Source organism: Yinghuangia seranimata, from assembly GCF_029953285.1.
GTDB lineage: Bacteria > Actinomycetota > Actinomycetes > Streptomycetales > Streptomycetaceae > Yinghuangia > Yinghuangia seranimata.
This window is the reverse complement of the sequence record NZ_JASAOI010000010.1, coordinates 114,623-127,918: the sequence shown is the minus strand read 5'-3', so window position 1 is coordinate 127,918 and position 13,296 is coordinate 114,623. Positions and strand designations below refer to the sequence as shown.

Here is a 13,296-nt window from a genome sequence, read left to right as displayed (position 1 = left end):
GGGAGCACAGCTCCCGGGGCCTCGCCGCGTCCGGGGCTCGGCTCAGCCGCGGACGGCGGTCGCCGCGGTGGTGAACAGCTCGGCCAGCGTGCCGGCGAACTCCTGGTGCAGGTTGAGCGCCACGACCCAGACCTCGACGTCGTCGGCCGCGGGGCCGAGGTGCTCGCGTGCCGCGGTGGCCACGGCGGTCGAGGCCGGGCCCTCGCGGACGGCCGCGAGCCGGGCCGGGGCCACCAGCTGGACGACGTCGGCGGCGCTGACCCGGCCGGTGTCGACCAGCTCGGCCAGCGGGCGGGGAAACCACAGGCGGGCCGCGTCCTCCGAGTGGTACAGCGCGGCCGGCCGCCGCAGCGCCGCGCGCAGTGTCGGGTACGGCCACTGCGGTGAGACCTCCGGCCGGGACCGGTAGTACTTCAACAGCAGGCGGGCCGCGGCTTCGGGGACGTCCGGGTGGACGAGCAGCGACCTCGCGGTGTGCGCATCGAACGCTCCGCCGGACCGCAGATGGGACGTGAGCTCGTCCCAGTCGACGTTTTCGTGCGGTTTCACGAACCATGCGCCCGGCGGGCGGTCGACCGCCGAGACCCAGGGCCGCGGCGCGTCGTCCTGTGCGGCGACCGCGACCGGCGGCCTCCGCCGCTCGGCGGTCCGTGTGACCGCGAGGGCGGCCTCGGGCCGTGCCGTGTGGCGGCGGCCCAGGTCCACGGCCTCGTCGGGGGTGAGCAGGGTCAGGGTGTCGGCGACGCGGGCGGGCTCGGAGAGTGCGAGCAGCAGTTGCAGCAGCGCGGGGTCGGCCGCGGGTTCGGGCTGCCCGGATCCGGGGCCCTCCGCGGTGAGGAGCTCCGCGAGGGTGCGCGTGCCCGTGTCGCGTGCGGCGGCGACCAGCTGCGCTGCCGTGGCGCCGGAGAGCAGCCGGTGCAGGACGCCGACGTGCTGCTCCTTAGCGCTGCTGCTGCCGGGGCTGAGCAGCGCCAGCAGACGCACAGGCGCGCTGTGCAGGAGGAGCTCGGCGGGTGTGACCAGCTCGCTGTCGAGAAGCCACTGGGCGAACTGCCCGAAGTGGGCCTTGCCCTGGCCGAACTCGGCCGGGGTGTCCGGGGCGTTGCGCAGGAGTGCGAGGACCGTCGCGGGCGGGCAGAGCTCCTCGAGGATCAGGCTCCTGCAGACGGCGCCCGCCAGCGGCCGTGTGCGGTGACGCCGTATCAGCTCCGTGTCGTGCGGGTCGTCCGCGACCGGGGCGTGCAGGGCCATGCGGACGTGGCGGGGATGGCTGCGCACCAGGGCGAAGCGAGCGCCGGGGGAGTCGAGCAGGGTGCTGTACTGCCGCAGTACGGCGAGGGCCTCGTCGGGGTCGCCGGCCCGACGGCCGAGGAGGACGTCGAGGCGGCGCCGGATCGGGCGGCGCAGGCTGCCGTGGGACACGGGGGCGGCCCGGAGTGCCGCGACGCCTTCGTTCGAGCCGCCCAGGAGCAGCAGGATCGCGCGGGCCTTCTCGTGGTCGGTGACCTCGTGCTTGGAGGCCTCGACGAGGCGCAGCGCGATGCGGTGGTCGCCGGTGGCGAGCAGGGGCCGGACGAGGTCTACGGAGACGGAATCGTGGAGGTGTTCGACGAATGCCGGGGCGTGGACACCGCGGGCCAGCAGGCGCCGGGTCCGCGGTGCGGCCTCCCTGTCGACGTACACGGCACGGGCGACGTCGGCGTGCGCCGGGTCGGCGGCGACGCGTTCCGCGATGCGGTGCAGCGCCAGGCGCCGCAGGTGGCGGGGGCGGTCGGCCGGCCAGACGGTCGAGTGTTGGACGGGTGTGCGGAGCCGGGCCACCGCGGCGAGGTGCTCGCCGCGGCCGTGGGCGACGACCGCCTCGACCAGCGCTCCGGGGAGCAGCCCGCCCTCGGGGACGTCCGTCCCGGGCACGGCGCCGCCGAACGCCCGGTCGATGACGGGGACGACGACGTGCCGGGGCATCATTTCGACGAGCGCCCGGAACGCCCGGACTTCGGCATCGGCCTGCTGGGTCACAGGAGAGGGGACGGCCGAGGACGGCGTGGGGTTCCCGGGGCCGCCGGCATGCCGGCCGTCCCTAACGAGGCCGTACGCCGTCCAGCGCCAGCCCCAACAGCCGCTCCGTGTCGGCCGCGCCGTCCGCCGTGTCCTCGGTGGCGAGGCAGATGGCGCTGACCAGCGTGAGCAGTTCGACGATCGTCACGTCCTCGCGCACCGCGCGTGCGGCGCGGGCGCGGGCGAGGAGTTCGCCGCCCGCGGCGGTGATCATCGCGTGGCAGGTCTCGCCCCACGTCGGGTCGCCTGCGCCGTGCGCGCCGTGGACGAGCGCGGCGGCGAGGCCGCGGTTGGCCACCGCGTGCCGGCCGACCGCGTGCAGCCAGGACGTGAGTGCCTCGCCGGCGTCCCGCTCCTCGGTGAGGTCGTGGGCGCGGTCGCACAGTGCCGCCACCCGGTCCTTGAACACCGCTTCGAGGAGCGCCTGGCGGGACGGGAAGTGCCGGTGCAGCGTGGCGGATCCGACCTGTGCCGCGCGCGCGACCTCCTCCAGCGAGACGTCGGCGCCGTCGCGTGCGACCGCGGCCCCGGCCGCCGCGACGATGCGGTCGCGGTTGCGTTGCGCGTCGGCGCGGAGCGGCCGTCCGGGGGCGGCGGGTGCTGCGGGCACGGGCGTCTCCTGACGGCTTGCCAAGTGGGGTGGTCCTCCGGATAGCCTAACGCGCCGGTGAAGTGGGGGAGGCCCCCACTTGTCGTCCGCACGGAAGGCGGCACATGGATCAGCCACGCCCGCGGCTCGGACGCGTCGGCGTCTGGGCCGGCGAACTCGACAGCCGTCCCGTCGCCGAACTGCGCGCAGCCGCCTCGCTCGTCGAGGAACTCGGGTACGGGGCACTGTGGTTCCCCGAGACGACCGGCCGCGAGGCGGTCGCCCAGGCGGCGATCCTGCTGGCCGCCACGCGAGGCATCACCGTCGCCGCGGGCATGACCGACATCTACGCCCGCGACGCCGTCACCGCGGCCGCCGCGCAGCGCACGCTCGACGAGGCCTATCCGGGGCGGTTCCTGCTCGGCCTGTGGGAGAGCCACCCGAGCCTGGTGGACGGCGTCCGCGGCCACGGCTACGAGCCGCCCGTGCACGCCATGTCCGGCTACCTCGACGCACTCGACGCCGCCCCGTTCGGCCCGGCCTCGCAGCCCTCCTCACCGCACCGCGTGCTCAACGCCCTCGACCCGGCGATGCTCGCCCTCGCCGCCGAACGGGCCTGGGGCGCGACGGTGTTGGGCATGCCGGTCGAGCACACCCGCGCCGCGCGCGCGATCCTCGGGCCGGACGCGCTGCTGGCCGTCACCCAGATCTGCGTGCTCGGCCGCGACCGCACGGAGACCGCCGACGCGGCACGCGGAGCCGCCGCGTCCGCCCTCCCGAACCGCCGCGCGCTGCTCAAGGACCTCGGCCACGACGACCCCGACGCCCTCGGCGACCGCCTCGTCGACGCACTCGTCGCCCACGGCCCGGCGGCGCGCGTCGCCGAGCGCGTGCACGCCCACCTGGAGGCCGGCGCCGACCACGTCAGCCTGCACGTGATGGGGGCGACGGGGCAGGCGTGGCGCCTGCTGGCAGGCACGTTGTGGTGACGGGGTGACAGGGGCTTGCGTTCGCACGCCCCTTGGCCGCAGACTGCGGGGTCCTGCCGTTGGGTTGCGGCAAGCGCGTGTGGTCCTCGGTCCCACTCGTCGTGCACCACCAGCCTGCCGCCTCCGGGGACCGGACCCGCACTTGCTCACCGCTCGATCGTTCCTGCGACGACGGAAGAAGCATGCGGGCCGGTACCGGTGGCGGGGGCTGGACCCGTCCGTCCGCTAGCGCAACGGCGCCGGGTAGTCGGGGTCCCGGGTCATGACGACCTCGCGCGGGTTGCCGCGGGGGAACGTCCAGACCCATCCGCTGGTGCTGGTGGCGGTCAGCGACGTCTCGTCCAGGACGACCCGGCCGAAGGGGTTGGAGTCCCACGAGACCATCAGCCACTCGAGCGACTCGCCACCGTCCTCGTCGACCCTGACCAGGGCGACCCAGCCGTTGCTGCCGTGGCTGGACTCGCCGCCGTAGGCGCGGAAGCGGTCGAGCGTGTACGGCGCCGTCCCGCTGTCGAGGGGAAGCCACTCCGGCACGGTCCACCCCGTGGCGTGGAGGGTCTCCTTCAGGTGCCCCCGGTCGGCCTCGAGGTAACCGTCGACCGAGTCGTCGCCCTGGTGCCAGCACGAGAGCACCAGGGACAGGGACCCGTCCCCGAACACGACGCAGTCCTCGTCGGGCCCTTCCCTCCTGCGCCACAGCTCGTCGGCAAGTTCGACACCGCTCAACGTCTCAAACCCGTGTTCCGTCACGCCGCCATGATGCCGAACGCGCCCGCGCGGCCGCCTGTCAGGCGCGGCGGAACCACGGCAGGCGGGTCAGCGGGGCGTCGATCTCGACAACCGCCGGGCCCTCGTACGCGGTGCCGTCGTCGGCCCGCCAGGCGCCCGGGGGAATCGCGACCGGGCGGGAGGTGGCGCCCTTGGTCACGACCGGGGCGACCATGAGGTCGTCGCCGAGCATGAACTGGTCGTGGACGTCGGCGTAACCCTGGCCCGGGTGGGCCCATTCGAGCGGGCGCTGGACCGGGTCGCCGGTGCGGGCGGACTCGGTGGCCAGGGCGAGGATCTCCGGGGCGAACCTGGCGTGCAGGAGGGCGGCTTTGCGGACGGCGTCGAGGTGGGCCGGGTCGTGCAGGACGCGCCACGGGGCCGCGGAGAACTGCATCATCGGGAACAGGGCCGCGACCTGGGCGTAGCGGACGAAGAGCTCCGGGTCGAAGCCCTCGCCGTCCTCGCTCGGCACGAAGCGGAACTCGCCGCCGCCGATCATGTCGGGGCAGGTGAACGCGTGACCGGTGACCGCCTGCGCGAGGGCGTTGGGGATGAGGCTCTCCAGCCCGAACTGCCCTTCCCACTGGTGGTACTTGTCCTGCTGCCGCTGGGCGAGCGGGAGGCCGGCCGCGCGCCAGGAGTCGCGGAACTCGTTGAGCGGCCAGCCGAGTCCGAAGCGGTTCCAGGCGTGCGTGTACGCCTCCGGGTCGGCGCAGCCGAGCTGGCGCCACCACGGGGCGTCGCCGCCGTCGAACTTGAAGCCGTCCACGCCGAGTTCGTCGCGCAGCATGGTCAGGTGCGTGTTGAGCCACGCGGTCGTGTCGGGGTTGAGGAGGTCGAGGGCGGCGCTCCAGCCGTTCCACCACCAGCCGACCTTCATGCGTCCGCCGAACGCGTGCTCGTGGGACTCGGATTCGCGGACGAGCAGACCGGCGTCGTTGAGGCGGCGCGCGGTGGGCGAGTCGGGGGTCACGTACGGCACCAGCCACAGCATGACCTTGAAGCCGAGCTCGTGCAGCCGCGCGATCATCCCCTTGGGGTCGGGGAAGCGCCCGGGGTGGAAGGTCCAGTCGCCGTAGTCGACGCTCCACCGGTCGTCGATCATGATGACGCCGGGCGGGAAGCCCTCGGCGACCAGCCGTTCCGCGTAGGCCAGCACCTTGTCCTGCGAGGGCTCGAAGACGGTCTCGATCCACAGGTTGTACTGCGGTGCGGAGAACAGCAGTTCGTCGGGCATCGTGCCGGTCGCGGGGTAGTGCTCGCGCATCGCGTCGCGGTACGCGCCGCGCAGGTCGCCGAAGCCCTCGCCGTGGGAGATGACGGCGTCGGACTCGTGGGGCGTCGCGGTCAGCACGCCGGAGCCGATGGTGAAGGTGAACGTGCGCGTGCTGTGCACCCAGCGCCCGCGGCTGGAGACCAGCAGCGGCATGCCCTGGTTGGCCATCACGTCCCGCAGGTCGAACGAATACCCGTCCGGGAAGGGCATGTTGCGGCCGTCGGCGACCGCGCCGCCCCACCAGCGTTCGCCGTCGAGGAGGGGGAGGGTGAGCGTGGGCATCGTGCGGTCTTCTCCTCGGCGGGGGACGTCGCGGAAACGTGCTGGTGGGGCGGCGCGTGGGCCGGGACGGCGTCCACGCGCCGCCCCGGCCGGGGCCGCGCCCGCCGGCGGATCCGGGCGGGCGCGGCGGTTCAACGGCGGTTCAACGGCGGTTCAACGGTGGTGCGAAGGACGGCTCGGCGGTAGGTGCCGGCCGCCGAGCCGGGCTACTTGATGGTGAAGCCCTGCTCCTTGCCGTACGACTTGATGCGGTCCTGCCACGAGCCCAGCGCGCCCGTCAGGTCGCCGCCCGGCTGGAGCGCCTGGCCGACGGTGTCCTTGAACACGCTGTTCGCGTACACCTGGAACGGCAGGTACTGCCACTCGGGGCGCACGGCCTTCGACATGTCGGCGAAGACCTCGTTGGGCTTCTGGCCGGGGAAGTACGGCACGTCCGCGCCGCGGAAGCCCGGGTCCTCGAGCAGCGCCTTGGTGGCCGGGAACAGGCCGACCTCGGAGTTGAGCGACTTGACCGCCTCCGGGTCGGAGTTGAGCCACTCGGCGAAGGCGACCGACGCCTCCTTGTTCTTGGCCTGCGTGGTGACCGCGACCGACGAGCCGCCGTTCTCGGCGCTGACCCCGCCCGGCATCGGCGCGACGGCCCACTGGCCCTTGGCCTGCGGGATGTTCTTCTCGAGGACGGCGGGCGCCCAGGCGCCGGCCATCCACAGCGCGTACTTGCCGGCCGCCATCGACTTCCACCACTCGTCGTTCCAGCTGCCGGTGGAGTCGACGAGCTTGTCCTTGATCAGCGGGCCCCACGTGTTGGCGTACGCCTTGGCGCCGGCGTCGTCCTTCAGGTTGACCGTGACGTCGGTGGTGCCGGAGACGGTGTACGGCTTGCCGCCGAAGTCCCAGACCATGCTGTTCGAGGTGCCGGCGTCGCCCGGGTCGACGTACGTGACGTAGTTGTTCGGGTCGGCGTCGTGCACCTTCTTGGCGAGCGCGGTGAACTCCTCCCAGGTCTTGGGCGGGGTCGCGCCGAGCTTCTCCAGCACGTCCTTGCGGTAGAACATCGCCATCGGCCCGGTGTCCTGGGGGACGCCGTAGATGCCGCCGGCGACGTTGACCTGCGACCAGGCGGAGGCGGCGAACTTGTCCTTGAGGTCCGCGGCGCCGTAGTCGGCGAGGTTGACCAGCGACTTGGTGAGCGCGAACTGCGGCAGCGCGAAGTACTCGATCTGCGCGACGTCCGGGGCGCCGTTGCCGGCCTTGAGGGCGGTCGTCAGCTTCGTGTACTGGTCCTTGGACTGGCCGACGTTGGTGACGTGCACCTTGACGTTCGGGTGCTTCTTCTCGAACAGGGCGACGGTCTTGTCGATGTTCGGGACCCAGGTCCAGAAGGTGATCTCGGCCGGCTTGTCCAGCGCGCCCTGCACGGCGGCGGGGTCGGCCTTCTTGCCGTCGTCCTTCGAGCCGCCGCCCGAGCCGCCGCCGCACGCGGCGAGGGACAGGGCGAGCGCGGCGGCGGTCGTCGCGGTGAGCGCGCGGGCGACGCCGCGACCGGCGGAGATTCTGTGCATTTCGGGCACTCCAGGGGCAGGGTTGGACAGGACGGTGGACACGGGCGGGGCAGGTGGAGACGGGGGGGGGGGCGCGAGGGGCGGGGGGGCCCGCCGGCCCGCGCGGGGGCCCGGGGGGGGGCTGGGGGCGCCGGCGCGGGGGCCCACCGGGGCGCGGCCGCCGCGCGGAACAGGGGCGGACCGGTGTGGATCGACGGGTCCGGTGTGGATCGATGCGGCCCGGTGTGGACCGGTACAGCAGGGGGCGCGGCGGCTACTGCTTGACGCCGCCGGCCGCCAGCCCGGACTGCCAGAAGCGCTGCAGGAACAGGAACGCGATGATCAGCGGGACGATCGCGAGCAGGCTCCCCGTGAGCACCAGCGGCAGGATCGGGGTGTCGCCGGCACCGCTGCCGCCGTGCGCGAACGAGTCCCACTGGTGCAGGCCGACGGTGAGCGGGAACAGGTCGGGGTCGTTGAGCACGATCAGCGGCAGGAAGTAGTTGTTCCACGTCGCGACGAGCGTGAACAGCAGCACGGTGACGAACCCGGGCGCGAGCAGCCGCAGCGCGATGGTGAAGAAGATCCGCACCTCGCCCGCGCCGTCGATGCGCGCGGCCTCGAGCATCGAGTCGGGCACCGCGTCGGCCGCGTACACCCGCATCAAGTACAGGCCGAACGGGCTGGCCAGCGAGGGCAGGAGGACCGCCCACGGGGTGTTGACGATGCCCATCTCGCTGAACAGCAGGTAGGTGGGTACCGCGAGCGCGCTCGCCGGGATGGAGATCGCGCCGATGACGAGCGCGAACAGCACGCGCCGGCCGACGAAGTCGTACTTCGCCAGGGCGTAGCCGCCCATCGTCGCGATGATCGCCGCGCCGCCGGCACCGACCACCGAGTACAGCAGGGTGTTGCCGAACCAGGTCAGGTAGATGCCGTCCTGGTACGTGAAGACGTCGTGGATGTTGTCGAACAGGTGGAACCCGTCGCCGAACCACAGGCCCGGTGAGTCGAAGAGCGTCTGGTTCGACTTGGTCGCGCTGATGAACAGCCACACCAGCGGCAGGACGGTGTAGACGAGCATCAGGCCCATCGCGACGGTCAGCGCGGTGGACTTGCCCTTGCGGCGTGCGGCCCGGCGGGGCGCGCGGCGGAGGGGGCGGCGTGCGGGGGTGGTTCCGTCCGGGTCGGCCGGGTTCGCCGGCCCCGGGACGGGGCCCGCGGTGGTCGCGGTCACAGCATGCGCTCCCTTCGCGTCGTCACCAGCTGGACCGCGTACGCGACCAGCACCGTCACCAGGCCGAGCAGGACCGCGATGGCGGCCGAGTAGTTGAACTGCCGGCCGTCGAACGCGAGGTTGTACGCGTACATGTTGGGCGTGTAGTTGGTCGTGATGACCGCGGGCGCCAGCTGCTGCAGGATGCTCGGCTCGTTGAACAGCTGGAAGGTGCCGATCACCGAGAACGTGGTGGTCATCAGCAACGCGGGCCGCAGCGCCGGGAGTTTGATGCTCCAGGCCTTGCGGAACGCGCCCGCGCCGTCCATCTCGGCGGCCTCGTACAGCTCTTCGGGTATCGAGCGCAGTGCCGCGTAGAAGATCAGCATGTTGTAGCCGACGTACGACCAGGTGACGACGTTGCCGATCGACGCCAGCATCCAGTGCTCGGACAGCAGGTCGGGCAGTTCGGTGTGGAACAGGTCGCCGATCTCGCCGGCCAGGCCGAAGCGGTCGCCGTACAGGTAGCCCCACATCAGGGCCGCGACGACGCCCGGCACCGCGTACGGCATGAAGATGCCGATGCGGAACACGCCTGGCGCGCGCAGCCGTCCGCTGTCGATGGCCAGCGCCGCGAGCAGCGCGAGGATCAGCATCAGCGGGACCTGGATCGCGAAGAACAGTGCCACGCGGCCGAGGCCGACGTGGAACAGCTCGTCCTTGAAGGCCTTCGTGTAGTTGTCGAGGCCGGTGAAGACGGTCCCGCCGATCATCTTCTCCTGATAGAGGCTCAGGTTGATCGCGTAGACCAGCGGCGCGATGACGCCGATGACGAAGACCGCCAGGAACGGCAGGAAGAACGCGTGTGCGGTGACGTTGCGCCGGACGGCGCCGCGCCTCACCGCGGGCTCCGGCGGTGCGGGACGCGGTCGCGGCCCACGGCTCGCTCGAATCTCACGGAAGGCCCTCCGGTGGTCCGCGGGGTTGGGGGCGGTTGATGTTAGCGCCAACATGGCGGCGCGCTCCGAGAGTGTTCCCGGACGTTACCGGGGTGTCAATAGGCGACTTGCCGGTTTTGTTATTCGCGTGCAATGTCCGTGTTTAGTGGGGTGTTAGGCGGAGAACGCTTCCCGCAAGGCTGGTTCCGTGTGCACGTTGCGCCGGGCTGTGACCGATTTGTGCGGCGACTGTTGACCCATCGGCATGTTTGCGTAAACATGGCGGCCGTCGGCGCCCGCACCGGGTGCCGCGGGTGAGAGGATCAGCGCATGGCACAGGACGGGAAGCGGCGCGCGGGCGCAACGCCCGGCGCGTCGGCCGCGGCGCGTGCCCGGCCCCCGTCCATGGCGGACGTCGCCGCGTTGGCCGGGGTGTCGGGGCAGACCGTCTCCCGCGTGGCCAACAACCGCAGCAACGTCGACGAGGCCACCCGCGAGCGGGTGCTCAGCGCGATGAAGATGCTCGGGTACCGGCCCAACACCGCGGCCCGCGCCCTGGCCACCGGCCGGTTCCGGATGATCGGCGTCGTGACGTTCGACCTGAGGGCGCACGGCAACGCGCGCGTCCTGGAGTCCGTCGTCTCGGCGGTGCAGGACACGGACTACTCGGTCAGCGTCGTCGCCGTGCGGTCGCACAGCGAGCAGGCGGTGCGCGAGGCGTTCGACCGGCTCAGCACCCAGGCGGTCGACGGCATCATCGTCAACGAGCCCCAGATGCTGGACACCGCCGCGCTGCGGCTGCGCAGCGACCTGCCGATCGTGGTCGTCGACCGCGACGACCGGCACCGCTACCCGGCGGTCGGCTCCGACGACGCCGAAGGCGTCCGGGCGGCCGTTACGCACCTGCTCGACCTCGGCCACCACACGGTCGCGCACCTGGCCGGGCCGCAGGACTCCTACCCCGCACGGCGCCGCGCCGAGGCGTGGCACCGCACCCTCAAGGACGCTGGGCGCCTTACTCCGCCGGTCGACTACGGCGACTGGAGTGCCGAGAGCGGCTACCTCATCGGCCGCCAGATCGCCGAACGCCCGGACGTGACGGCGGTGTTCGCCGCCAACGACCAGATGGCGCTCGGACTGCTCCGCGCCCTGCACGAGGCCGGCCGCCCGGTGCCGGACGACGTCAGCGTGGTCGGCTTCGACAACCTCGCCGAGTCGGCCTACTTCCTGCCCCCGCTGACCACCGTCAACCAGGACTTCGAGGAGATCGGCCGGCAGAGCGTCGCGCTGCTCCTCGACCAGATGGAGTCGGCCCCCGCCGAGGGAACCGCCCCGCGCGGCGCCGCGGCCGTCTCCGTCGCACCGCGACTGGTGGTGCGCGGAAGTACCGCGCCCCCGCGCGCCTGAACGCCTTCCCGACCCGTACCGCACCCGCCGGCGCGCGGCCGCGCCCACCTGCCGCCGCGCCCTGCGCACCCGCCCCGAGGGACCACCACGTGACCACCACCCGCGACACCCAGTCCGCCGAGCGCATGCGCGTCCTCCGCTCCCGCCTCGGCGGCCTCGCGTTCGGCGGCGACTACAACCCCGAGCAGTGGGACGCCGCCACCCGCGCGGAAGACCTGCGCCTGATGGCCGACGCCAAGGTCAACATGGTCAACCTCGGCGTGTTCGCCTGGGCCCGCGTCGAACCCGCCCGCGACGCCTACGACTTCACCTTCTTCGACGAGGTCATGGACGGGCTCGCCGCGCACGGCGTCACCGCCGACCTGGCCACCATGACCGCGTCCCCGCCGCCGTGGCTCGGCCACGAGCACCCCGAGATCCTGCCCGTGACCGCCGACGGCACCGTGCTCTCGCCGGGCGGCCGCCAGCACTTCTGCCCGTCCAGCCCGGTCTACCGCGACCGCGCCGCCCGCCTCGTCGAGGCCCTCGCGACGCACTACCGCGACCACCCCGCGCTCGGCCTGTGGCACATCGGCAACGAGTACGGCATCCACGTCGCCGAGTGCTTCTGCGACGTCTCCGCCGCCGACTTCCGGCGCTGGCTGCACGAGCGCTACGCGGGCGACATCGACGCCCTCAACGCCGCATGGTCCACCGACTTCTGGTCGCAGCGCTACGCCGCGTTCGACCAGGTCCTGCCGCCGCGCGCCGCACCCACCTACCCCAACCCGTCGCAGCAGCTGGACTTCAAGCGGTTCAGCAGCGAAGCGCTGCGCGCCTGCTTCGAAGTCGAGCGCGACGTCCTGCGCCGCGTCACCCCCGACGTGCCGGTCACCACGAACTTCCTCGCCGGGCACAAGACCGTCGACGTGTACGACTGGGCGCCGCACATGGACGCCGTCGCCTTCGACAGCTACCCCGACCCGCACGAGAAGCACGCCCACATCGGCGCGGCGCTCTCGTACGACGCGCTGCGCGGCGCCGTCGACGGCGCGCCCTGGCTGCTGACCGAGCAGGCCCCGTCCGCCGTCAACTGGCGCTCCCGCAACGGCGGGAAGGCACCCGGCCAGATGCGCCTGTGGAGCTGGCAGGCGGTCGCGCACGGCGCCGACGCCGTCATGTACTTCCAGTGGCGGCAGTCGCGCGGCGGAGCCGAGAAGTTCCACTCCGGGATGGTGCCGCACGGCGGCGCCGACACTCGCGTGCACCGCGAAGTGCGGGCGCTCGGCCGCGAACTGGCCGCCGTCCCCGAACTGGCCGGCACGCACACCCGCAACGAGGTCGCCGTGCTGTTCGACTGGAACAGCTGGTGGGCGCTCGAACTCGACTCGCACCCCTCCGAGGGCGTGCGCTGCATCGAGCAGGTCCTCGACTACTACGGGGCACTGTTCGAGGCCGGCGTCGGCATCGACGTCGTGCACCCCTCGGCCGACCTGTCCGGCTACAAGCTCGTCGTGCTGCCCGGCCTCTACCTCCTGTCCGAGGAACACGCCGGTCGCGTCGTCGACTTCGTCGCCGCGGGTGGCCACCTCGTCGTGTCCTTCTTCACCGGCATCGTCGACGAGCACGACCGCGTGCATCTCGGCGGCTACCCGGCGCCGCTCGGCAAGGCGCTCGGCCTGCACGTCGAGGAGTTCTGGCCGACGGCGGAGGGCGAGTCCGTCGCGCTGCGTGCCGCCGACGGCGAACCCCTCGCCGGCGACGGGTCGTTGTGGCGCGAGGACGTCGTGCTCGCCGGCGCCCGCCCCGAACTCCTCTTCGCCGGGCCCGACTGGGAGGGCAGGCCCGCCGCCACCGTGCACACGTTCGGCGGCGGCACCGCCCGCTACGTGGCCACCCGCCCGCACCCCGCCGACCTGGGCGCGCTCGTCGCCCGCGCCGTCGCCGAGTCCGGTGCCGCGCCCGTGCTCCCCGGACTGCCCGCCGGCGTCGAGGCGGCACTGCGCCGCGGGGACGGCTACGACGTCCTCGTCCTGCTCAACCACGGCGACACCGCCCACGACGTCGACCTGCCCGAACCCCGGGCCGACCTGTTGGCCGCCGACCGGCCCGAGGTCCGCCGCGTCGCGCTGGAACCGCGCGGCGTCGCGGTGCTCGGCAGCCCGCACCTCGGCGGCCCGCGTCCGGACGACGCGGCCCCCGCGGCCCGGGACTGACCCGCGCCCGACCGGAAACCATCCGCGCAGGACC

The 13,296-nt window shown here is 73.0% G+C and carries 10 protein-coding genes; 3 read left to right on the top strand and 7 right to left on the bottom strand.

Annotated features, from left to right (window positions below; translation table 11 throughout):
• Positions 1-42: 42 nt before the first annotated feature.
• Together QI554_RS06825 and QI554_RS06820 are read right to left on the bottom strand one after the other, a co-directional pair.
• A complete protein-coding gene (locus QI554_RS06825; protein WP_281466998.1) occupies positions 43-2,019 on the bottom strand; it encodes a hypothetical protein in 1,977 nt (658 codons plus the stop codon).
• Between the two features lie 61 nt (positions 2,020-2,080).
• Positions 2,081-2,668 carry a TetR/AcrR family transcriptional regulator gene (locus QI554_RS06820; RefSeq protein ID WP_281466996.1) on the bottom strand — a complete coding sequence of 196 codons (588 nt, stop codon included), beginning with the start codon at positions 2,666-2,668 and terminating at the stop codon, positions 2,081-2,083.
• A gap of 104 nt (positions 2,669-2,772) precedes the next feature.
• Between QI554_RS06820 and QI554_RS06815 the strand changes: the two genes are divergently transcribed.
• Positions 2,773-3,636: a TIGR03620 family F420-dependent LLM class oxidoreductase gene (locus QI554_RS06815; protein ID WP_281466994.1), complete on the top strand. Its 864-nt coding sequence runs from the start codon at positions 2,773-2,775 to the stop codon at positions 3,634-3,636.
• A 225-nt stretch (positions 3,637-3,861) separates the two neighbouring features.
• On the opposite strand, the gene QI554_RS06810 is transcribed toward QI554_RS06815, so the two are convergent.
• From QI554_RS06810 to QI554_RS06790, 5 genes are all read right to left on the bottom strand, one after another.
• The gene (locus tag QI554_RS06810; protein ID WP_281466974.1) at positions 3,862-4,386 is read right to left on the bottom strand and encodes a hypothetical protein; all 525 of its coding nucleotides are present in this window, start codon (positions 4,384-4,386) and stop codon (positions 3,862-3,864) included.
• Positions 4,387-4,423: 37 nt separating this feature from the next.
• Entirely contained in the window at positions 4,424-5,965 is a 1,542-nt protein-coding gene (locus QI554_RS06805; RefSeq protein ID WP_281466972.1) for a glycoside hydrolase family 31 protein, read from the bottom strand.
• A 206-nt stretch (positions 5,966-6,171) separates the two neighbouring features.
• Positions 6,172-7,527: an ABC transporter substrate-binding protein gene (locus tag QI554_RS06800; protein WP_281466970.1), complete on the bottom strand. Its 1,356-nt coding sequence runs from the start codon at positions 7,525-7,527 to the stop codon at positions 6,172-6,174.
• Between the two features lie 253 nt (positions 7,528-7,780).
• Complete coding sequence (locus QI554_RS06795) at positions 7,781-8,743, bottom strand: carbohydrate ABC transporter permease (protein WP_425527926.1); 963 nt, start codon at positions 8,741-8,743, stop codon at positions 7,781-7,783.
• A complete protein-coding gene (locus QI554_RS06790; protein WP_281466968.1) occupies positions 8,740-9,624 on the bottom strand; it encodes a carbohydrate ABC transporter permease in 885 nt (294 codons plus the stop codon). Before QI554_RS06790 ends, QI554_RS06795 begins: the two co-directional genes overlap by 4 nt.
• 441 nt (positions 9,625-10,065) lie before the next feature.
• Between QI554_RS06790 and QI554_RS06785 the strand changes: the two genes are divergently transcribed.
• Both QI554_RS06785 and QI554_RS06780 read left to right on the top strand, forming a co-directional pair.
• Positions 10,066-11,067 (top strand): LacI family DNA-binding transcriptional regulator, encoded by a 1,002-nt coding sequence (locus QI554_RS06785; RefSeq protein ID WP_425527929.1) that lies wholly within the window; start codon positions 10,066-10,068, stop codon positions 11,065-11,067.
• A 125-nt stretch (positions 11,068-11,192) separates the two neighbouring features.
• Positions 11,193-13,262, top strand: a complete 2,070-nt coding sequence (locus tag QI554_RS06780) for a beta-galactosidase (RefSeq protein ID WP_281467430.1) — start codon at positions 11,193-11,195, stop codon at positions 13,260-13,262.
• Positions 13,263-13,296 lie beyond the last annotated feature (34 nt).

Excerpts from the sequence above, each read along its gene's own strand:
- QI554_RS06815 (WP_281466994.1), top strand. The coding sequence starts at position 2,773 with ATGGATCAGCCACGCCCGCGGCTCGGACGCGTCGGCGTCTGGGCCGGC.
- QI554_RS06780 (WP_281467430.1), top strand. The coding sequence starts at position 11,193 with ATGCGCGTCCTCCGCTCCCGCCTCGGCGGCCTCGCGTTCGGCGGCGAC.
- QI554_RS06800 (WP_281466970.1), bottom strand. The coding sequence starts at position 7,527 with ATGCACAGAATCTCCGCCGGTCGCGGCGTCGCCCGCGCGCTCACCGCG.
- QI554_RS06785 (WP_425527929.1), top strand. The coding sequence starts at position 10,066 with ATGGCGGACGTCGCCGCGTTGGCCGGGGTGTCGGGGCAGACCGTCTCC.
- QI554_RS06805 (WP_281466972.1), bottom strand. The coding sequence starts at position 5,965 with ATGCCCACGCTCACCCTCCCCCTCCTCGACGGCGAACGCTGGTGGGGC.